Annotated in this window: 20 protein-coding genes, 4 pseudogenes and 1 other annotated feature; of the genes and pseudogenes, 23 read left to right on the forward strand and 1 reads right to left on the reverse strand. The window is 32.6% G+C overall.

Going from position 1 to position 22,762, the window contains the following annotated elements:
- Window positions 1-160: 160 nt before the first annotated feature.
- From FI644_RS21050 to FI644_RS21085, 8 genes and pseudogenes are all read left to right on the forward strand, one after another.
- The gene (locus FI644_RS21050) at window positions 161-940 is read left to right on the forward strand and encodes an ABC transporter permease subunit (RefSeq protein ID WP_245637791.1); all 780 of its coding nucleotides are present in this window, start codon (window positions 161-163) and stop codon (window positions 938-940) included.
- Entirely contained in the window at window positions 933-1,862 is a 930-nt protein-coding gene (locus FI644_RS21055) for an ABC transporter permease (RefSeq protein ID WP_053476283.1), read from the forward strand. Before FI644_RS21050 ends, FI644_RS21055 begins: the two co-directional genes overlap by 8 nt.
- Before the next feature lie 238 nt (window positions 1,863-2,100).
- A pseudogene (locus FI644_RS21060) lies at window positions 2,101-4,110 on the forward strand (S9 family peptidase).
- 282 nt (window positions 4,111-4,392) lie between these two features.
- Window positions 4,393-4,920, forward strand: a complete 528-nt coding sequence (locus FI644_RS21065) for a GNAT family N-acetyltransferase (RefSeq protein WP_053476281.1) — start codon at window positions 4,393-4,395, stop codon at window positions 4,918-4,920.
- A gap of 87 nt (window positions 4,921-5,007) precedes the next feature.
- A complete protein-coding gene (locus FI644_RS21070; RefSeq protein ID WP_053476280.1) occupies window positions 5,008-5,343 on the forward strand; it encodes a hypothetical protein in 336 nt (111 codons plus the stop codon).
- Window positions 5,344-5,398: 55 nt separating this feature from the next.
- A pseudogene (locus FI644_RS21075) lies at window positions 5,399-5,955 on the forward strand (class I SAM-dependent methyltransferase).
- 210 nt (window positions 5,956-6,165) lie between these two features.
- Complete coding sequence (locus FI644_RS21080; RefSeq protein ID WP_053476279.1) at window positions 6,166-6,627, forward strand: VOC family protein; 462 nt, start codon at window positions 6,166-6,168, stop codon at window positions 6,625-6,627.
- A gap of 319 nt (window positions 6,628-6,946) precedes the next feature.
- Window positions 6,947-7,409, forward strand: a pseudogene (locus tag FI644_RS21085) (NUDIX domain-containing protein).
- Window positions 7,410-7,557: 148 nt separating this feature from the next.
- Here the strand turns inward: FI644_RS21085 and FI644_RS21090 are convergent.
- Window positions 7,558-8,463 (reverse strand): NAD(P)/FAD-dependent oxidoreductase, encoded by a 906-nt coding sequence (locus tag FI644_RS21090; RefSeq protein ID WP_053478074.1) that lies wholly within the window; start codon window positions 8,461-8,463, stop codon window positions 7,558-7,560.
- A gap of 430 nt (window positions 8,464-8,893) precedes the next feature.
- On the opposite strand from FI644_RS21090, the gene FI644_RS21095 reads away from it, so the two are divergent.
- From FI644_RS21095 to FI644_RS21160, 15 genes and pseudogenes are all read left to right on the forward strand, one after another.
- Window positions 8,894-10,026 (forward strand): IS3 family transposase gene (locus tag FI644_RS21095; RefSeq protein WP_425388891.1). Its coding sequence is split into 2 segments (ribosomal slippage): window positions 8,894-9,128 and window positions 9,128-10,026, totalling 1,134 coding nucleotides; the frame shifts between segments, so codons are not numbered across the junction.
- A 112-nt stretch (window positions 10,027-10,138) separates the two neighbouring features.
- Window positions 10,139-10,834, forward strand: a pseudogene (locus tag FI644_RS21100) (amidase family protein); the annotation flags it as partial.
- A gap of 588 nt (window positions 10,835-11,422) precedes the next feature.
- Window positions 11,423-12,496, forward strand: coding sequence for a phosphotransferase enzyme family protein (locus tag FI644_RS21105; protein WP_172797642.1), 1,074 nt, complete (start codon window positions 11,423-11,425; stop codon window positions 12,494-12,496).
- Window positions 12,497-12,683: 187 nt separating this feature from the next.
- Window positions 12,684-13,433, forward strand: a complete 750-nt coding sequence (locus FI644_RS21110; protein ID WP_053476278.1) for a 2-phosphosulfolactate phosphatase — start codon at window positions 12,684-12,686, stop codon at window positions 13,431-13,433.
- Window positions 13,434-13,577: 144 nt separating this feature from the next.
- The gene (locus FI644_RS21115) at window positions 13,578-14,201 is read left to right on the forward strand and encodes an alpha/beta family hydrolase (RefSeq protein ID WP_246066975.1); all 624 of its coding nucleotides are present in this window, start codon (window positions 13,578-13,580) and stop codon (window positions 14,199-14,201) included.
- A 181-nt stretch (window positions 14,202-14,382) separates the two neighbouring features.
- Entirely contained in the window at window positions 14,383-14,700 is a 318-nt protein-coding gene (locus FI644_RS21120; protein WP_379999924.1) for a hypothetical protein, read from the forward strand.
- Between the two features lie 675 nt (window positions 14,701-15,375).
- Entirely contained in the window at window positions 15,376-16,530 is a 1,155-nt protein-coding gene (locus tag FI644_RS21125) for an MFS transporter (RefSeq protein ID WP_053476277.1), read from the forward strand.
- Window positions 16,531-16,794: 264 nt separating this feature from the next.
- On the forward strand, window positions 16,795-17,019 hold the full coding sequence (locus FI644_RS21130) for a hypothetical protein (RefSeq protein WP_142108804.1): 225 nt from the start codon (window positions 16,795-16,797) through the stop codon (window positions 17,017-17,019).
- 555 nt (window positions 17,020-17,574) lie between these two features.
- A complete protein-coding gene (locus FI644_RS21135) occupies window positions 17,575-17,997 on the forward strand; it encodes a DUF1801 domain-containing protein (RefSeq protein WP_082446599.1) in 423 nt (140 codons plus the stop codon).
- A 55-nt stretch (window positions 17,998-18,052) separates the two neighbouring features.
- The gene (locus FI644_RS26475) at window positions 18,053-18,211 is read left to right on the forward strand and encodes a hypothetical protein (RefSeq protein WP_181758137.1); all 159 of its coding nucleotides are present in this window, start codon (window positions 18,053-18,055) and stop codon (window positions 18,209-18,211) included.
- Between the two features lie 233 nt (window positions 18,212-18,444).
- Window positions 18,445-19,143: an undecaprenyl pyrophosphate synthase gene (gene uppS, locus FI644_RS21140; RefSeq protein WP_053476275.1), complete on the forward strand. Its 699-nt coding sequence runs from the start codon at window positions 18,445-18,447 to the stop codon at window positions 19,141-19,143.
- A gap of 210 nt (window positions 19,144-19,353) precedes the next feature.
- On the forward strand, window positions 19,354-19,926 hold the full coding sequence (locus FI644_RS21145) for a histidine phosphatase family protein (protein ID WP_053476274.1): 573 nt from the start codon (window positions 19,354-19,356) through the stop codon (window positions 19,924-19,926).
- Between the two features lie 129 nt (window positions 19,927-20,055).
- Window positions 20,056-20,282: a binding site (T-box leader), on the forward strand.
- A 98-nt stretch (window positions 20,283-20,380) separates the two neighbouring features.
- Window positions 20,381-20,947, forward strand: coding sequence for a GNAT family N-acetyltransferase (locus FI644_RS21150; protein WP_053476273.1), 567 nt, complete (start codon window positions 20,381-20,383; stop codon window positions 20,945-20,947).
- 249 nt (window positions 20,948-21,196) lie between these two features.
- Entirely contained in the window at window positions 21,197-21,655 is a 459-nt protein-coding gene (locus FI644_RS21155; RefSeq protein ID WP_142108805.1) for a DinB family protein, read from the forward strand.
- A 462-nt stretch (window positions 21,656-22,117) separates the two neighbouring features.
- Window positions 22,118-22,504, forward strand: a complete 387-nt coding sequence (locus tag FI644_RS21160; protein WP_245637790.1) for a hypothetical protein — start codon at window positions 22,118-22,120, stop codon at window positions 22,502-22,504.
- Window positions 22,505-22,762: the final 258 nt, after the last annotated feature.

The following is a 22,762-nucleotide window of genomic DNA, read 5'->3' on the forward strand; positions in this document are numbered from 1 at the left end:
AAGTTATTTAGAATAAACAGCTCTCGTGAAATTTTAAAACTTTTGAGGTAGGGATTAGCATATGAGCTATCTAAAATTTTTTGTTATTCAAGCTGCTAGCATAATCTTACTCTTTTTTCTTGCTGCCCTACCGTTATACCTATACAACATGGACGGGAGGTTGATTTTTCAGCCTCTTGAAATTCCTAATGAAATTGCAAATTTCATTATTGGGTTATTTACTGGTGAATCTTATTTTTATATGCAAGGGGACAGAAGGAGATTTTTATTAAGTGATCTTTCGAGTTTCTTTCTCTCTTCTTACTTTTATTTATCAATATCATTGCTCATCGTTATCATATTATCCTTTATTCTTGGAATTTGGTTTTGGAAAAAAAGTGAGAAATGGGTTTATTCTGCTTTAGGTTTTATCGGGATTATTCCTGATTTTATCCTTGTGCTCTTACTTCAATTATTAATTACATATATTTATAAAAAAACAGGAGTTAAAGTATTAAAGGTAGCATCATTATCGATGGATGATCCAGCTATCTTTTTACCGATATTTACTCTTTCTATCTTGCCATTATTTTATTTGATTCGGACATTGAATGATAAAACATATGAGGTTTTAACAGAAGATTATATTTTAACAGCAAAAGCGAAAGGATTAACGAAAAGATATATTTATTTAAACCATGTAATTAGCAATGTCCTTCCTTTCTTAAAAGCTGATTTGTATAAAATTGTAGGAATATCACTTAGCAATCTTTTTATTATTGAGTATTTATATAATACAAGAGGATTGACTGAAATTCTATTCGAATATCCCAATAACTTTGGTTATCAATATAATTTAGTTGTGATTACACTTTTGTCTTTCTTTGTATTATACATTGTAACTCTATTGACAATTATACTTTTTATCTTCTTAGTAGAGAGGATTTTTATAAATGGGTAGATTGAATGTAAAGTTAATCATTGGCCTCATTATGATCAGTTTTTTCTTGCTGATCGCTGTCTTTGGTCCTATTTTTGCTCCTTATAAAGTAGATGAACTAGCAGAAGTAAAATATAACTCTACAGAAGAAGGAAGAACGCTATCCGCTCCTCCATTTCCTCCTTCTAAGGAACATCTCTTTGGAACAGACCAATGGGGGTATGATATTCTGACACTGCTATTGTATGGTGCGAAATATACTATTTTTACAGTAATTATCGTAGCTTTATTAAGAGTGATAATTGGGGGTTCTCTTGGTATTTTTGTTGCATTAAATCAGAATTCTCTAAACTTTCCAGCGAAAAGTGCTAAGTTGAAAATCAATATATTTAGCGGGTTTCCAGTCTTTATTATTCTTTATTTCATTTTAATCAGGATCAATATTGAGCCAGTTTTGAGCCCACTCACATTAAGTGCTATAGTTGGCACCTTAATGGTTATTTTGGGTGTGATAGGTGTTTATGAAAACGTCTACAGCAAAACAATGGAATTGCAAAAAAAATTATATATTACTGCTTCCCAATCGTTGGGAGGGAACAAAATACATATTGCGAAACAACATATTCTTCCTAGCCTTAAAAGTCAAATGTACATTATTTTTATGAATGAAGTAATACAAGTTCTTCATTTGATTGGTCAATTAGGGATCTTCAATTTGTTTTTTGGCGGTACTTTCATTCGGATGGATCCGCCTGTCTTTATTTCGATTACCAAAGAATGGGCTGGGCTAATTGGACAGTTCCGCTCAACCATATATTATTATCAATGGATACTTTTCTTTCCATTGATAAGTTATTTATTATTGCTATTTTCTTTATATTTAGTTTCACAAGGGATCATTCAACAAGAAAAAGTAAATCAGAGGAAGAATCCAATATTATAGTAAGAATTCTTTTTCTATAAGAATCTCGTAAATATACTATGTATTTACAGTTAGTTTAATCAAGATTTACTTTTAATAAATGGTATAAAGTGGTTTTGGATGCAATTTAAAAATAATAAATTAGACAAAAATAATACTGAGAATTTTATGTCATTAACTAGTTTGCAACAAGAAATGATAAATTAATTTTTTGATTATGCCTATTTGATTATAGCTTCGAGGGGGTTTATTAAAGAAAATGAATGAAAAAACATATTTAAGTATAGAAGAGATTATTTCATTACCAACCTTATCAGGTACAAATATAAGTGGTGATGGCAAAAACGTAGCATTTGTCAAGAAGACAGCTAACTGGAAAGACAATAAATATAGGAATCATGTATGGATATATGAAAAAGATAAGGGGCAGTGTTACCCATAAACAACTAGGGATATAGATAGTACATATCCATTATGGTCTCCAGATTCTAGAGATATCGCATACCTTAGCCCAGTTGGTGACGGGGATAATAAGAAAAATCAGATCTTTGTTAAGTCAATAGATGGTTATAGTGGGGTTCAAATTACTGATGAGAAAGAAGGGGTCAGTAAATTCAAATGGGAGCCAACTGGCAAGGGTTTTTATTATGTTGCACAGTCAAAAGAATCTGAGGCGATAAAGAAACGTAAGGAACTATATGGAGATTTCCATCATATAGGTAAGGAATACCAGAATGATTGTTTATATTACATTGAAATAGAAAAAGTGATACAAAATGATAAATATCAACACCAAGAAAGTTTTGATAGAGCTGGTGAAGATAAAGATGACCACGAAAATAGCGTTGTTTATCAACTAACTGATGGTAATGATTTTCATATCCTAGAATTTGATATTTCAAATGATGGGAATAAGGTTGTATTTATGGCTACACCAAGCCCAAATATGGGAGATTATATAAATGGAGATCTATACATACTAGATATTAAAGCTGGAGAGCTACAAAAGATGAATATAGATAAGTTGTTGGGAGGGAGCATTTGCATTTCTCCTGAAGGTAGCAAAATTTGTTATTCAGCAAGTATAAGGGAGAAGGATTACTATAAGACCCATATACAAGACAGTACACTAGAGATATATGATATTAATAATGGAGAGCTAATTCAGCATTTAACAGATTTTGATAGTACGGTTATTCCATTACGGTGGACAGCTAAAGGAATTTTAATTAGATGGCAGAATAAAACTAATTATCATATTGGGTTGTTATCTGAGAATGGCACTGTGGAAATGTTAAGCGAAAAAGTAGATAGCTTCATAATGGATGCTTCTATAACAAGGGATGGAAATCATATATCCTATAATATGGCTATAACAAATGAAACCTTTGAAATCTATTTAGACGATAAAAAAATAACGAATGAAAATAGCTTTTTCAAAGGAAAGCTTATAAGTAACAGGGAAGTAATCTCATGGCAAAGTAGTGATGGTCTTGAAATAGAGGGAGTTTTAACAACCCCAGTAGAGTTTGACGCAAATAAAAAATATCCCTTATTAGTGGTAATCCATGGTGGTCCGGCTTGGGCATCCTTTCCAATATTTTCAGACTGTTTTAATGAGAAATATCCTATTGAACAGTTTATCGAAAAAGGCTTTATCGTTTTAGAACCAAACTATAGGGGGAGTTCTGGGTATGGGAATGAATTCTTAAAAGCAAACTATAGGAAATTGGGAATTGCTGACTACGATGATGTTATATCTGGAGTGGATAAACTAGTTGACAGAGGGATTGCAGATAAAGATAGAGTAGGCGTTATGGGATGGAGCAACGGTGGATATATATCAGCTTTCTGTTCTACATTTAGTAGTAGATTTAAAGCTATTTCAGTTGGAGGTGGAATTACTAATTGGAGTACCCATTATGTAAATACAGATATCCCTTACTTTATTAGGATGTATTTAGGAAATAATCCATGGAATGATCCAGAGATATATACTAAAACATCACCAATGACATATATTAAATCAGCCTGTACTCCCACTTTAATCCAACATGGTGAAAAGGATGCAAGAATTCCAACTCCAAATGCATATGAGCTATATCAAGGATTAAGGGATATGGAAGTTGATACAGAATTAATTATATTTAAAGGAATGGCATATAGTTCTGACCATCCAGGAATGAATGTGGCTATTATGAAGCAAAATTTGATGTGGTTTTCACACTATATTCTTGGAGAAAGTAAGAAAGATTTTAGGGTTTTATGATTAATAAATAGATATCCTCACAGGATACATTAGGATGAAACAGTCTTCATAAGGAAGCTTTTTTTCTTATTCCACTAAATTATCTGTAGTCTACTTGACCTTATAATTTCTGTCTAACTTAGTGTAGCCGATCCAAAGGTTTGGTATAAAAAGAAGGACTTGAAATAAAGAAATTGAAGAGCGGGACAACTAATGGGATATTATATACTATCTTTTTAATGATTCTTTATTAAAACAAATTTGTTGTAAAACAACCAATCATACTTTCTACGGAGGTGCACAATGATATATATTGAAACATCAAGATTGCATTTACGCGACTGGGAAGAAACTGATTTAGAGCCATTTAGGCGATTAAATAGGGATGTAAAAGTTATGAAGTATTTTCCTAAAACCTTATCAGCCGAAGAAACAAATAAGTTTTATCAATCAATTGTATCTGAATTTAACGAATGCGGATTTGGGTTATATGCCGTAGAGGAAAAGGAAAATAAAGAATTTATGGGGTTTATAGGATTCCATAGGGCAATATTCGAGGCTGATTTTACACCATGTATAGAAATTGGCTGGCGACTAAAAAAAGAAGCATGGGGAAAAGGATATGCAACAGAGGGTGCCGGAGCATGTTTGCACTACGGATTTAATGAATTGGGGTTTCGTGATGTATACAGTTTTACAGCAGAAATTAATAAGCCTTCGATAAATGTAATGAAAAAAATCGGTTTGAGTTTTATAAATAATTTTGATCATCCCAAAGTTGAAAAGAATAGTCCATTAAATAAGCATGTTCTATATTATATAAATCAATAAAACTGCTGAAATTTAAATATATTATTTTAACTTTTAAACTCAATCGTATGGCACATATGGCATATTGGCCGAATCAATGAAATGACTATGAATAAATTGGTCGCAAATGATCAGCAAATTCTTTTCACTGACAGCTGGCAAGAAAAAATGAATAATGAATTCTCTCATTCAGATAATGATATGACCTTTGAAGACATTGCTAAGTTAAGTGCAACAATCAATTTTGATTCATTTCTTGCATATAGGGAAGCTGTAGGAAGGCAAACACGGAACATCATTTCTAAAATGGTTGTTGGTCAATTTAAAATGAAGGTTGACCATAGCGGTATTAAACGATTGTTTGATGAAAATGCAGTTTTACTAGAATCACAATGGTTAGCCGAGTACTTGAGTAAAAAAACGATTGCCGGATTAATAAGCTGAAATTGAAATGATAATCACAAGTCAATGGCAATATATATGAGAATACATACCGTTAATGCCTACAGACTCCGCAATCCTAATAAAGGACTTTTTCCCTGAAAGGAATGTTAAGGATATGCTTCTACCAGGTATTGGATATGGTAGAAATGCGAAGGTTTTCATTGAAAACGGTATAAAAGTTACAGGTATTGAGATTTCAAAAACAGCAATTGATTTGGCAAGGGAAAATGGGCTTGATAGTAGAATTTTTCATGGTTCAGTAACTGACATGCCTTTTGATGATAAACTTTACAATGGTATATTCTCCCATGATTCACTTATTGAATAAGCATGAGAGAGAAGTTTATTAAAGATTGCTATAATCACTTAAAGCCAAATGGATATATGATTTTTACGACTGTTTCAAAAAAAGCCCCAATGTTTGGTAAGGGCAAACTATTGGATAAAAGACTATTTTGAGATAATGGAAGTTGTAAAAATGTTTTTTATGATTCTGACTCCATCAAACAAGAATTTGGACTGATAGAGATCTCAGAAATTGACGAGCAAAGTAAGGACATGAAAAATAAACCTCCAATGAATTTTATAATGATAAAATGTAAAAAAAGATAATAGGTCTTCCTTCTTCTATTTTATGAACAAAATCAGGATTAGCCTATCTATAACCTGGGATATCATCCTTAATTTCAGACCATTTATATGTAAAGGCTAATATAAATTCCGAAGGTCATGGTTACAACTAAAGTCGTAGGAAGTTTGGGACTTTTCTATGAAGTTATTTATTTGTCTAAATGATAACCTTAATTTCAAGGAGGTCTTAAAATGATACTAGGATTATATGAAGCACATTTACCAGTAAGTGATTTAAAACGTTCAATTGAATATTACAAAGGACTTGGTTTGGAATTATCCCATAGTCATGATGACAGCTTGGCGTTCTTATGGATTGAAAAGAATAAAAGTTGGTTGGGGCTATGGGAAACAAACAAAGTTGAACTTGAATATCACCCTTCTATAAAGCACATAGCTTTTCAAGTTTCTTTAAATGGGTTAAAAAATTCTGTTGCTTGGTTGAATGAAAAAGGATATGAACCCAGAGAGGCATTTGGCTTTAAACCAGTTGAACCATTTGTAATGGCACATAATGGCATGGCTCATGCCAAAATCCACTTTAATGACCCAGATGGGAACAGTTTAGAATTTATATGTAAACTTGAAAACCCTAAAAATATGTCAAAGCGTATGTATTTAAGTGAATGGGAACAGTTAAACGAATTAAATTAGTACCCCATCGCCAATTTCTTATTAACAAATGCTTTTTAGGAATAAAAGTGTAGTCTACATACAGTAAAAGGAACTACCGTAGGGCGCAACCCTTGTACAAGGAATTTTGTTTATTAGTTATGATTTGAACAGGGTCTGAATCCATGAAGGCCTTGTGTAATAATATGCAGCTTATTCTAAAAAATGGCGCTATCCTGGAACAATGAATAGCGCTCCTTTTTCATTTTTGGGCCAAATAGTTGAATAAGACATTATAAGATAAACCCGAAAGAATTGTTTCTGTTGTAAAATATGGAGAGATAAAAAAGGGGAGATTTAAGTGCATATTAGAAACTCAGCAAAAGCTATTATCATTAAGGATGCCAAGATTTTACTAACAAAAAATCAAGATAATGAGGGGTACTTTTATCTTTTCCCTGGTGGAGGACAAGAACACGGAGAAACACTTCATAACGCTTTAATAAGAGAGTGTATTGAAGAGGTTGGACAGCAAATAGAAATCGGAGAACTTCTCCATATTCGTGAGTATATTGGTAAAAACCACGAGCATTCTTCATTTGATTTTAATGTTCACCAAGTTGAATATTATTTTGTTTGTAGACTCAAAAATGAAATGAATAACTACATAAAACCTACTAAACCTGATAGCTACCAAGTTGGGATAATGGATTCATATTAATGATTTGCTTCAATACAGATTATATCCAAAAGAGTTTAGAAAATATATAGTGAAACATTTTTTTGATGAAAAATCTCCAGTTTATTTAGGGGATATTAATTGAAACCTTGTCCACCACGGGTACATTCTTGTAATAAGGATCAGTGCTTTTTTAATTTTAACGCCATTTAATGGAGTGTGAGTCTTTAAGTTGTTAACTCTCATAATAAAATAGGCTGAAGAGTTGTATTTGTAACTCATCAGCTTTCATATTAAAATCTTTCTAATGTAATATCCATGTTTATACTGAAAGCAGCCTTATTGCCGTCGGCTGCTGTAATCATTAAAGAAGAGGGGCCAGCTTTTTCAGTTTCACCTGCAATATATATCCCATACACTGTTGTTCGTCCAGCGCCGTCTGTGATAATTCCACCATTTTCATCCACTAGACAATTTAATTGTTCAGCAAATTGATTCGGTCGATAAAAACTTGGAACAACAAAGCCACCACTTCGTAGGATGTTTTCACCTGATTCTAATTCAATGCTTTCTAAATGACCATTATCTCCATGTAATTTTTTAATAACTTCACCAAAAACCTTAATCTTGTTACTCGCAAAGTCATTTCGCACTTTATTGGATAGTTGATGACCATTTGTAAAAACAATTAAATCTTTTGACCAATTAAAAACCAATTTAGTCATATGAATAATGTGTTCATCATCTTCTGCAATGATAGCTAACGGCTGGTCTCTCAGCTCCCAACCATCACAATAAGGGCAGCTGAATAGACTTTTACCGTAATATTGTTTAATCTGTGATAAGGGGAATTCTTCTTGAATACCTGTGGCTAACATAATTTTTTCTGCTATAAATGATCTATTGTTCGATGTATTGACTAAAAATCCATCATTTTTGACATCTTTAATTACCTCCGTAACTGTCTCATTCCAAATTGATACAGAAGGATAAGATTCTAAATCTTTAATTGCTATATCTTTAAATTCTTTCGGTTTAATTCCATCCCTTGTTAAAAACCCATGTGATTCATGAGTTACACGATTTCGATTTGTTCCATTATCAAATAGGGCAATCTTTCTACGCGCTCTCCCTAAAGTTAAGGTTGCACTTAATCCGGCTGGCCCTGCACCAATTACAATACAATCATATTTATCCATCAATTATTATCCTCTCTTATCTATAATGCATATTATAGAGTTTTAATATCTGTAATTTAGATATAAGACATTATGATTAATATAGATGTTTTTATTCATTTTGTTAACCAGATCTACTATTCTTTTATGATTCTAGTCGTTACTAATGTTAACTTAAAATGACAATTCTTATTACGGACTTAATATATCTATAATATCCACTTTAGTATTTAATGTCAAATACTAAGATTATTCAATAGACAGCTGCAATTCTGCTGCAAGAATTACACTCTTTCTTTATGTTAAAGTTCAGATTGTGTAATAACTTAGGTAAGTAATGCCTTATATACCTATATATCAAATAGTAAACAGGATTTTGGAGCTAGTATAGAAGTATGGACACATTTTAGTTAAGTCCTTATCCTAGAAATTAAGAGAGGACGTGTCCGTTATGAAACAAAAACGTTACAATCAAGAATTCAAAGAAACGATTGTTGAACTTTATCGTGCTGGTACTCCCGTCAACCAGCTTGCTAGCGAATATGGTGTCTCAGAAGTAACTATTTATAAATGGATTAAAGTGCATTCTCCTATTGGGGGAAATGAGTCATTAACACCCGCTGAAATCGCAGCTATTCAAAAAGAAAATTTACGTTTAAAACAAGAGGTAGAAATATTAAAAAAGGCTATGACCATATTCGCGAAAAAGTAATGGATCAAGAAATTATCGAACATATCAATGAAGAAAAGGCACACTATCCTGTTCAAACCATGTGTCGTGTATTAAAGTTGCCTAAAAGTACTTATTATCAAGCTGCCCATAAAATGCCTTCGGCCTATCAAATAGAAAATGAGGAAATAACCAAACGTATCCGAGAAATCCATAAAGCAAGTAAGGGTCGTTATGGAGCTCCTAAAATTCATTACTTATTGCGTAAAGAAGGATTTCAGGTGAGCATCAAACGTGTACAACGCTTAATGAAACAGGCTGGAGTTCGTTCTATTATTGTTAAAAAATATCGTCCTTCATCATTTCAAGGTCATATAGAAGAACGTGAAAACAGATTAGAGCAGGATTTTCAAACAACCTCTATTAATGAGAAATGGGTAGCTGATATTACATATATTCACACACATAAAGATGGCTGGTGTTACTTAGCTTCAGTGCTAGACCTTCATTCTAAGAAAATCGTAGGATATAACTTTGCCCGACAAATGACGGTTGAATTGGTTACACAAGCACTAGACAATGCCATTCAAAATCAAGACCCTAATGAAGGGGTTATTTTGCATACGGATTTAGGCACACAATATACGAGTGAAGCATTCCAAAAGCAGTTAAAGCAACATGGATTCATTCAATCGTTTAGTCGAAAAGGTTGTCCGTATGACAATGCATGTATGGAATCATTTCATGCAACATTGAAAAAAGAAGAGGTTTATAGGAACCGATATCTGGACTTTGAAACTGCAAAAGTAGCCTTATTTACTTACATTGAAAGCTGGTACAACCGAAAGCGAATTCATGGAGCAATAAACTATTTAACACCAGATGAAGTAGAAACATTATGCCGAGCAGCATAAGGAATGGGACTTAACTTTTTTATGTCCAAGATATTGACTTAGATCCATTTCTTAATGCAACTATAGAAATTATAAATAGGATCATAAAAAACATTAGGACTGGTTTACTGTAATGGTGATATGTTTTAAAAGTTTTTTTAGAGAAGAACTGTCAATTCATGAGATTCAAGTAGCTATGGATAACGGAGAAATAACTTCAAAAGAATTAGTTATGTATTATTTGTATAGAATTGCAAAGTATGACCAGAATGGACCAAAAATTAATTCCATGCTTGAAATAAATCCTGAAGCGATATTTATTGCAGAAGGACTAGATAATGAAAGGAAATTAAAAGGCGTTAGGGGGCCATTACACGGCATTCCGGTTGTCCTGAAAGACAATATAGAAACAAAGGATTCCATGCATACGAGTGCGGGAACCATTGCATTAGAAAACCATTTAGCTAGACAGGATGCATTTATTGTGAAAAAACTTCGTGAGGCAGGAGCTGTTATATTAGGTAAGGCAAACATGACAGAATTAGCAAATGGAATGTCTAGTGAAATGTGGGCAGGATACAGTTCAAGAGGCGGACAAACATTAAACCCATATGGGGATCCAACACTTTTTGTTGGTGGTTCAAGTTCAGGGTTCGCAGTGGCAGTTGCTTCGAATTTTTCAGTTTTATCGGTAGGAACTGAAACGGATGCCTCCATTCTCAGTCCTGCAATTCAAAACTCAGTCGTTGGCATTAAACCCACTGTTGGTTTAATAAGCCGCAGTGGTATTATCCCTTTTACATATTCTCAGGATACAGCAGGACCGTACCTTTCAGTTAAAGAACTATATTTTTCGAATTTTTTCTTTCCTTCTCTTGAAACAGTTATATTAGGAAATTGGGATCTATGTTTTCCTGTATATAGTAAGAAAAAAGACGGATTTAAGAAGTGTAAGGAGATTATTGAACGAAATCAATTATTTATTAGAGAGTAATCTCCTTAATAAAGTACGAATTTAGAAATGAATACTTTAAATGATGTTCTCTGGAACTATTGTTTTTCTATTCAAGAAAAGGGGCGTTTTTCTGAAATAAGGAAAGCGTCTTTCTTCATGAAAAGGGCCAGATTGTTAAACAACGCCTTTTAAGAAAAATGGGTATCTATGTTAATGTTTAGAAGAGATTGTGGAGAAATGTACTTAAAGTAAAGTACAGTTAGTACAATAAGCAATTATTTATCGAACAATTATTTCAATAGAAAAAAGGGATATGTGGAATTTATAGAATACTTTTAATCAGCTTATAAAATTTTGTAGTCAGGAGTTAATTTAATTGGAACTTATGCACGAAGGATGCAGATCCTTCAAATCATTACTACCAGAGTTTTTAACTACTTTAGTAGCTAAGGGAGAAGATTCATGACTCATAATGAGGTTGCTGAAATATGCGAAGCTTATTTACTTCCACTAGTATCAGAGTTGTATGAGTTGGAAGGTTATGAAACAAGTCTAATTAATGCTCATGCAGGAGGGCGGAATGTCGTTTATAACTGTGAGAAAGAGGGCGCTAGTGCAAAAATACTCAGAATCACCTATTTAAATGACAGGAGCCGAGAGGATCTGTTGGGCGAAGTTGAATATATCCAATATTTATTCGAGCATGGCGGTAATGTCTCGAATGTGATCAGCTCCAGGAAGGGAAATCTAGTGGAAGAGATCACTCATAATAATCACACCTTTTTTGTCTGCCTGTTCGAAAAGGCTAGGGGAAAAAGGCTGGTTGAAAATCATTATCAATATCGCGAAGGAGTTCCTATTACGGAATACTATTATAACTGCGGTAAAGTTCTGGGTAAGCTGCACCAATTGTCGAAAGGCTATGCTCCCGTCCATCGCCGGTATAGTTTCTTTGATAAATACAATGTAGAGTATATCGATAAACTGATACCTGGTACGTTATCACTGCTTAAGGAGAAGATGGTAGAGCTCCTTAAAACTTTAGAACGATTGGACAAGAACTCTGAGACTTTCGGGATGGTACATTTTGATTATAGTGATGGTAATTATATGATTGACTTTGATACCGGACAAATCACTGTATTTGATTTCGATAATTCATGTTTTTGTTGGTATATGTATGACTTGGCAAATCTCTGGACACTCGGAATGGGCTGGATACAATTTGAGCCAGACGCCGGTAAACGAAAAAACTTTATGAATGATTATTTCAGAACAGTACTCGTGGGATACACATCCGAGACCAAAATCGAAGATTCGATGTTGGATAAATTGTCTTTATTCATCCAAATAATCCTCATAGAGAATATTGTAGATGCATTCGAGGTAATGCGGAACAACGGTGAAGAGACGAAGTGTGATGAGAGGCTGGCATATTGCATAAAATGCCTTGAAGATGATATCCCGTATTTTGGGTTTTTCCATGAAGTTTTCACATGTGAAGAACCATTTGAGTATGAGGCACGAAATATTTAGTCTTTTTGTAGCAGCCTTTGATTTGAATATTTTTTCAAAATGGATTCTTTTTATTTATCATAAAATGCCGGTTTATAAGGTGTGTTTGTACAAACTTTATTTTAAAGCGACATGAGCGCTTTTTTCTTTTTAAAGTAACAGAAAGAGTTTAATGAGGAATTATATTTCCGATAGAGGTGATGGTTTGATGTTTGATCAATCCCCATATGTTTGTCGTGTGGAATGGGGTAAACGAGGTGCAAGAGAAGCAGCTGAACGTGGCGATATTATTATAATCGTTGATGTTCTAAGTTTTTCAACAACAGTTATATCTGCTTTAAACAATGGAGCAATAATATATCCTTATCCTCCTAATTTAGACGGGAAAGAATACGCTGACAAATTGGGGGCTGAATATATTTTAGGAAGAGCAGAGGCAGCTAAAATAGGAAAACCCACATTATCACCAGTTTCCTTTAATAAAGAACATACAAAAAGGAAGTATGTTTTGTCTTCACTTAATGGTGCATTTTGCACCTGGGTTGCATCTAAGGTTCCCGCACTATTGATTGGTTCTTTACTGAATGCCTCATCAGTGGCATTAGTTGCAAATCAATTAAGATTACAAACTCAAGCAAATATTACTGTCGTCCCTTGTGGTGAACAATGGAGTAACGTAAGAGAATTTGAAGATACTCTTCGACCATCAATTGAAGATTATTTAGGTGCTGGTGCTATTCTATCTTACTTAGAAGGGGAAAAATCACCCGAAGCAGAAGTTTGTATTGGTGCATTCCATAATACAAAACAAAAAATAGATGCATTGATTTGGGAAGGTGGAAGTGGAAGAGAACTGCGTGAACGAGGATTTGAAGCTGATGTAAAGCATAGTAGTCAATTAAATGTTTATCAAACAGTGCCAATATTACATAAAGATCATTTTGTGGTTTCATCATGACAAAGTCTTTCTTCAAACAAACCTGCGCTTAAATGAAATATTATGAAATAATGTATTTAAGCTAGCGGGCAGTTGTCACGAAGAAGGAATATTGGTTTATAGTGAAGAATAGGGAAGAATTATAATGTTGTGGGGAGTGAGAAAATGATGAACAATAATGAAATTATAGGTTCTAAAAATATCCCTTTTAGATTGATTGAGCAAAAAGAAGAAACAACTAACTTAGTTATTGTGTTACCAGGAGCGGGTTACACAACACAAGCTCCATTGTTACACTTTACATCTGGGTTATTTTACAATAAAGGTTTTGATGTATTACACATTAACTATATATTTAGTAGGCAAGAAATGTCTGTTCTAAATGAAAGGGATTTTGCAAGAGATGTACAACTAGCAATCGACAACGCAATTAAGGACAAGAAATACAGTAATTATTATGTAGTGGCTAAATCAATCGGAACTAAAGCTTTGAGTTATCTGCTCGATCATACAATGTTGAAAGATGCTAAAGTAGTATGGTTGACTCCATTACTACAAAATGATGTCGTATTTAATGCAATGGTTAACAGTGATCATAAAGGACTTTGTATTTTTGGAGAAAAAGATCATTTTTGTTTTATTGTGGAACGCTTTGAAAAATTGAAAACTAATCAAAATCTTATATTAAAAGTGGTTGATGGTGGAAATCACAGTTTAGAGCTTGATAAAGAACCCATAACATCTATTGAAATATTAAAAAGTGTAATTTCTGATATAAATGAATTTTAAAACTAACGGGGGCGAAGGGGTATTGCTGTTTTTTGTTGAAGCAATTCAACTATCGGTCAGGTTAATTCAAGTAGAGAATAGTACTATTTATGTTGAATATGTCCTTTTTATTAATTGGCGAGATTGTGGAAAAATTTATGTTAAAATTAAATCAGATTAAAAAGTGATTGGAGATTAAAACATGGGGTTATTCATGGGAATTATTCGTATTGTACTACCTGTCGTAATAGTGGGAGGGATTGCAGTGTTTGTAGTTAAAAGGCTCAAACATAAATATGACCAAGGGAACCTAGGTAAGAATAAATCAAAGGGCGCTCAAGATTTATTAGATAGTTTAATACCACTGGGAATGCTTTTTGGTAGTGCTATCGGTGTAATTTTTAACATGTTTTTCTCAACCTCTCTACTTTTTACAGTTAGTTTAGGAGCTGGAATAGGCTTATTATTTGGATGTGTTGCTTATGGAATTTACAGTAAGAAAAGAACCAATCATTCATAAATAGCTACCTTCCAGAAACTGGCGCTTTCCTAGAGTTAAGGATTCGCGCTTATTTTCATTTAAGGGCCATATAATGGAATAATTTCAAGTAATTCTATCACTTATGAATAAGACCGATAAAATATCAGTTCAGCTTTACCTAATAGGAGAACCATGCCAATAATGAACTCTAAGGTGGTTGCTTTTTTTATCAAAATACACTAAAATAGATAAAATTAATCAGTGAGAAAGGAGGCAAAAAGTAATGGAAACTGTTTTCAGAAGTATAGCACTAGAAGTAAAGTCATTTTTACAATTAGGAGATTTACGTACCACGGGATTAGTCTGTCCTTTTTTAAGTAAACTTCATATGGAAAACAGTTTCCGGAAACTTTTTGTCTTTTTATTTTAGGTTTATAGAAGACAATATAATTGTTAGTGCATTCTGAATAAAACTAAACAATTACTAGATGCCGGTTTTCGCCGGTGTCTTTTTTTGTTCTAAAGGAGAAAAGATTGAGTTGAGTATGTATACAAGGCCTCTTATTGGATGAGAGGTATGAAAAGTTAGCTAGAAAGATGTCGTTAGAAAGGGTGAGGCCAGTGCTTAAAAAACTTAGGCAATATAGAAACGTTTCAGTGTTCCAGGCGCTTCTGAATTGAATTTAAAAAAATTTAGAAGCGAGGAATCTCTATATGGAAAATCAAAGAATATTAAACAAATCATTTCTTTTCATATTTATTAGCAACTTTTTAATTTTTATTGGATTTGAAATGTTGCTTCCTATTTTACCGGCTTATATGATTAGCCTTGATGCGTCACCCATTCAAATAGGTTTAGTGACAACGTTATTCACGATAGGAGCTGTATTAATCAGACCTTTTGTGGGATACTTTCTAATTGATAACAAACGGAAAGCTTTAGCCATCGGTGCTAGTGCATTATTAATGATAATTACCCTTGTTTATCCTTTTCTTAACATTATTTGGATGTTGCTATTGTTACGATTTTTTCATGGTACTGCATGGGGCGTATCAACAACAGTCAATAGTACAATAGCAGTCGACTCGATTCCTAAGTCACGCTTAGGAGAAGGATTAGGGTATTTCTCTATTTCAACAACAGTTGGGGCGATTATAGCACAAAGTTTAGGTATCTTTATATATGGCTTTTATTCTTTTGACATTGTAATTTGGTCATCAGTTATACTCAGCCTATTAGCGTTCATTGCACTTTTATTCGTAAATTCGCACGCCCCGATAAAGAAAGAGAAAGAACCATTTCGTTTTTTTGAAATGATTTTTGAAAAAAGCGTATGGTTCCCAGCATTACTGACGGTCATTACAACACTTGGTTTTGGAGCGATTATTACGTTCTTAGTTGTTTTTGGAGAACAACAGAACTTGGATAATGTTTATCTGTTTTTCCTTGTCAATGCGACAGTCTCAACTTTGCTACGTCCTTATACAGGAAAATGGTATGATAGAAAAGGACCTTGGTCTATTATCATAGTGTCTGCCATTTTAGGATTTTTATCTTTAGTTGTGTTGTCTTTTGCAACTAACGATTTTCATCTTATTATCGCGGCGATTTTATTTGGAGCAGGTTATGGAACGGTTATGCCATGTCTACAAACACTGGCGGTTCAAAATGTAAGTGAAGAAAAAAGTGGCGCAGCTAACGCAACCTTTTTTTCTAGCTTCGACATCGGTGTTGGGGTTAGCGCATTCACATTTGGTATTTTAGCTGAATGGATTAGTTTAGAGATGATTTTTCGGATTGCTAGTATTAGCTTTCTTGTTGTTGCTGTTTTAGTCTATAAGGATTATTTAAATAAAAAAAATAAATAGACTTATAAACGAATCCACTTCTGTGTTACTATGTGGTGGATTTGTTTTTATAACTTAAATCACACAAATCTTCAACAGGCAAAATTATATATTGAAGATTGTAGACTTGTTGTTAAAACCTTTTTACGAATGAAATTATTAACTTTTGATCTTCAACAATCGGGAGTGCTCAAAATGAACCGAGCAATTTAATGAGCTATGGTTCTGCTTGTTTTTCACTTTGGTTCATTAACCAAAGAATTTTCGATAGAAAGGAAACTGGAAGTGCTCAAAACATTAGGATTAAAAATTCTTGATGGGACACCAAATTACTATGTTATTGAGGACATCGGAAGGATATCCTCAATAATACACTTTGAAAAACTTCTGCAAGAGATGATGGAATATGTAACAGAGAAGGGGACTCAATCTGTATCAATCGTCTTAAACGAAAAAGAGGCTGCGAACACTGATTATCTTGATCTACTTGAAGCTTTCGATTTTTGGTAGCAGGAAACACAATATTTTTATAAACGAGATCTGTCTTCTTTTAAAGAACACAGAGGGATACTAGAAAAGGTTGGGGTTCAACACTTCACACACTTTCCTTGCACTTCCTTAAAAAAATTGGAGCTACTTATTATATAGGGGCAACTGGACATAAAAATATTCCTATGCAGCGCATCTTTCAGGCGAATGGTTGTCAATTGTTCGAAAAGAAATTCACCTATAGATTGAAAGGACATTCTATTTGAACTGTTGTAGAATCAAACCTGGCTTTTTCCGTATAATTGTAGTTGCTTTTGATCATCTCACTCAATTTCAAAACTTCGTCAATTGTGCGTAATTCTGTAGTAAGAATTACGCTCTTTTTTATATAAAGGGCTATTTAATGAAGGAAGAATCTCAAGGAAAATTAAATACTTATGGTATCAATAGTATGGTTTTTATGAAAACATGTACTTAAACTTGAGGATGGTTAGTTTAATAAAATTAATTTATTTAGTAATATATAGAAAATCGGAGTGTGATTAAAGAAAAATTTTAAGAGGTGATACAGTAATAATGACTACAAATAAAAAATCAAGTGAAAGAATGAAGTTGAATGGTCCCGAGCAGGTAGCAGAATTTATGAACAACCTTGAACATCCACTTAAAGAAGAAATAGAAGAAGTTCGACATATTATTTTAAGCACTGATGATAAAATTACTGAACATATTAAATGGAATGCCCCTAGCTTCTGTTTTGAAGGTGAAGATCGAATTACATTTAATCTTCATGGAAAAGGATATATTCGACTTGTATTTCATTGTGGTGCTAAGGTAAAAGACCGAATGAACAATGAACCTCTAATTGTAGATCATAGTAGTATATTAGAATGGAAAGCAGCCGATAGAGCTATAATGAAATTTACTGATAAAAATGACGTTAAAGCTAAAGAAGAAAAACTTAGAGAAGTGATAACCATGTGGCTTAAAGTTATTTAAGATGGGTGATGCCTCTTCTTCCACTAACGGGTAGCTTTAGTTTAAGAGGGTATAAGTGATTTTAGGAATGATGAAATATTTTGGAATGCTATTAATTGGCGCGTTTGTTCAAGAACGCGTCTTTTATATTAAGGGTTTTAATGGAGGAAGAACCTCAAGATTATTGAATACTTATGGTAATGATAGTATGGAGTTTGTGCAAGATTGTAATTAAATTATCGAACACATTTGTTCAATAACTGTTGCTTATTTACAGTAATAATATTAATATTTCTATATACATAGAATTTCTATATACATAAAATAACTAAGTATTGATAAATAAATTTAATCTATTTTGAAAAGGGGGAGAGCTATAAAATAAATAAAGTTTTTTGTAGAACTTATTAGTTTAATAAATAAAAATCTCCATTAATAAATAAACGATGAATTCTTAGGAGGCTTTATATGCAAAACATTCCGACACATATTGCAATTATGATGGATGGAAATGGTAGATGGGGAAAAAATAGAGGACTAACCAGAAGTCAAGGTCATTTTGCTGGTTCCAAAGCAATGGAAAATATTATTGATGCCTCTTTAGAAATAGGAATAAGAATATTAACGTTATATGCGTTTTCTACCGAAAATTGGACACGGCCAAAAGAAGAAGTAAATTATCTTATGGATTTACCTGCAAGGTATTTAAATGAAAAATTACCTGAGTTTATGAGAAAGGGTATAAAAGTTATCATATCGGGTGAAATTGATGGCTTACCAATACATACTAGAGAAGCAGTAAAAGCAGCTGTAAGTAAAACATCAAATAATAGTAAACTAACCATAAATTTCGCTTTAAATTATGGAGGCAGAAATGAAATATTATTTGCAGTTAAATCTATAGTTAAAGATTTTAATAATGCTAAAATAACACCAGAAGATATTAGTGAGAATATTTTAGAAAATTATCTTTATACAAGCGGACTTGCAGACCCAGATATCATTATTCGTACCGGAGGTGAAAAGAGAATTAGCAACTTTTTATTATGGCAAGCTTCAAAGTCTGAAATTTGGTTTACTGATACTTTTTTCCCCGATTTCAACAAACAAATGCTTATTCAAGCAATAAATGAGGTTAATCAAAGAAAGTTGCTTAATAGGAATTAAATCATAAGTTGCTATGGTAGCTTTTTCTAAATTAGTTAACAACGAGCAAATTAAGAATTGGTTGCGGGATAATGCAGATCAAAAACGAGTTGTAAACTTAAATTATGAACATAGCGATTATATATGGATCCTCCAGAGTAAATTCGTGTTGGAAATAAGAAGTTAGTTATGTGAGGAAGCATTATATTAAAAAATTTCCGGAGGGATATTATGAGAACTTTCATATATATGGTAAGACATGGAGATTCACCAAAAGAAGGAAATGATAGAACAAGATGCTTAACTGAAAAAGGAAAATTAGACGCTCAAAGAATAGCAGATGTTTTAAAGGATGAAGGGATTAACACTGTTATCTCAAGTCCATACACTCGTTCAATTTTAACTATTGAGCAGTTAGCTACACAAATAGGACAAGAAGTTTTAGTGTTTGAAGACTTAAAAGAGAGAATTTTTTCTGATGAGGAAAAGCGAATACCTGATAAAGAATTAATTCCTTTATTGGAAAAATCGTATTTAGACCCAAATTTTGCTTTAGATGGTGGAGAATCAAATACCGATTGTCAAAAAAGAGCTATAACAGTTTTAAAAGAGATATTAAATACTTATAAGGGGCAAAAAGTAGTAATTGGCACTCACGGAGCAGTCATGACCCTGATGATGGGGTACTATGATTTAAACTATGATTTGACTTTTTTACATAGTACATCTAAACCTGATATTTATAGAATGGAGTTTAATGGACAGGAATTAGTTGAGGTTAATAGACTATGGGAAATATCATAGTATAAATATTAAACACATTTCTCTGTAATCTTTAGGTTGTTTAATCTTCAATATCGGAGTATCGTCATTTACACAATATAAATATTATTGACAAGCACTTTTAATGAGGTATAATATTTTAAAAATAAAGAAAACACTGTGAATAATAGTAGTAAGGAGTCAAAGTTGTTCAGAGAGCTATCGGTTGCTGAGAAGGTAGTCAACAAAACTCCCTAAGTCGCTTATGAGTGGTCAGACTGAAATTAAGTAGGTTTGAACGGATAGACTTCGTTAACATGTAACAAGATTATTTGTTTTTAACAATAGACAAATTAATTAGAGTGGTACCGCGTTAGGTTAAGCCTATCGTCTCTATGGAGACGATGGGCTTTTTATATTTATTAAAAAGGAGGGTTAATGAGCTTTCCAGGCTTATTAAAAGGTACATTAAGACTAAAAACAGGAGTGATAAATGATGAAATTCGATAAAATGTATTATTCAATTCATACTGACAGGTTATATTTGAGGCTATTTGAAAAGAATGATGCAGATAAGGTTAGAGAATTATGTAATAATTTCAATATTTATAAAAGTACACTTTACTTGCCATATCCATATACTTTAAACGATGCATTGGTTTGGATGGAAAACCATAAGAAAAACTTCGATGAAGATCGTTCATATGAGTTTGCTATCACCGATAAAGAAAGAGGAGATATATTAGGAGCAATTTCATTATCTAATAATCAAAAGTTTAAAAATGGAGAAATCGCTTATTGGATTGGTGAAGAATATTGGAGTAAGGGTTATGGTACAGAAGCTGCGAAAGCATTAATAAATTTTGCATTTATAGAAAAGAAATTACATAAGGTATTTGCACGTTATTTTAAATCCAATCCAGCGTCAGGTAGAATTATGGAAAAGATCGGTATGAAACAGGAGGGTTTATTGAAAGATCAGGTAGTAAAAGATGGAAAATATGAAGACTTAATTTATTACGGAATAATAAATCCGTATGAAAGTGACAAAGAACAAACTTAATAGATGTGCTATAAATATAACAATATCCTGGGTAATTAGATTATGAATTAGTACACATTTGTTTAGCCAATGTTAATGATATTAGTTTATTTAGATCAATGTTTTTTTTGAAAGAAAAACTCAACAAAAAAATATAAATAGGTTATTCTGCTCTATATATAGTTATTTTATTTTTAAACAAGGAAAAAAACGTTAGAAAACGAATAATAAATATATTGATAATCATGTTTTTTCGAAAGGAGATTAAAGATGAAAGAACGACATATTATTCTATTCAAGCAATTAGAAGCTTACCGAGAAGAAACTCTCCATTGTCTGAAAGATATAAGTGCAGAAGCAGCGGAAATAGTCCCAAATAATTTCAAAAATAATATTAGATGGAATATGGGGCATATTTATCTGGATCAATACCTATGGATTGAGGCTTTAACAAAGAAGAAAACACAGGTCCCAGATATTTTTCGCAATTGGTTTAGTTATGGAACAACGCCGGCTCATTTTTCAGCGGAAACCCCTTCTTATAAAGAACTTAAAAAATTGCTGAAAGAACAACCGGCAAAATTGAAGGAGAACTATGGACATGTTTTAGAAGAAGAGTGTCCTCCTACTGAAATGGGTATACGAACAATCGAGCAGGTGTTAATTCGAACGATCTTCCATGAAGGAATGCATTTACAAGCCATTAACGATATTAAAAAGTGTTTATAATAGAAAGAAGAGATTGAACAATGAAAGTAATTTATTTTTTTCAGCTGCCATTGGCAGCTTTTTTTAAATTTTTTGGTACGAAGGATTAATTAAAAACGAAGATACTTTGAAAACCGAAACGAATAATGAGGAACCAATTGAAGCTATCATTCAATATAGAACAGAATTTAGTTATCCATTTTTCATAGATTTATATTGAACTAAACGGGTGCGCTTTTTAAACAAGAAATAATTGATTTTTAGGTTCGAGGATAATCTAAGTATTCGATTAATGGCGCATTTCTGAGCAAGAAATGCGCTCTTTTTAATGAGTTGGGCAAGATTCTTGAACACCGTCATTAATGATAATTGGATATTTATGGTAAAAAATAAAATGGTTACGGAATACATAAAAGCTAACGGGCAGTTGAAGAAGAAACTTTTGATAGGAATTACCGTCTATATAATAAAGGGGAGAATGTGATGATACAAAGATTATTTTATGTTTTGATTACATTAAATTTATTTACTATTACAGGATGCTCTAATAATGGAGAAACAACAAAAGTAACAATTGACAGTATTGATGCCGAAGAAGTTTTAACATTAGATCCTGATGCTGATATTTTTCAGTATGATGGAGTAATCTACAAGACTGATATTGACTGGGTCGAAGAACTAACTTTAACAAAAGACGTTCAAATCGGTAAAATAAAATCAAGAAATGATGCTAATACAGTCTTCAAAGATGAAATGTCGAATAAACTTCCTATTGGTGCAAAGATATACTCTGCCAAGGATAGAGGAGATATTTTAATCGTTGAATCCAATGGAGAAATTTTGAAATACCTTGCAATCGTTGAAGGGTAATCAATTTATATATTCTTCAATAATCGGGAGCAATTCTGCAGGAATTACGCACTTCTTTATGTAAATGGACATAATCTTGAATGATTGGAAGATAATAGAAAGAAAATTAAAATATTTCAAGGAATTACAATTAAGTAATTGATTTTTAATGAATAAGTTGATATAATTTTCACAATATTATGGAAGGGAGTGAGAATACGCAATGACAAATTTCATGAAGATAACCTTGGAAATTAAATTTATTGCCTCTCACTCATA

The organism is Cytobacillus solani, assembly GCF_006704205.1.
Lineage (GTDB): Bacteria > Bacillota > Bacilli > Bacillales > Cytobacillaceae > Cytobacillus > Cytobacillus solani.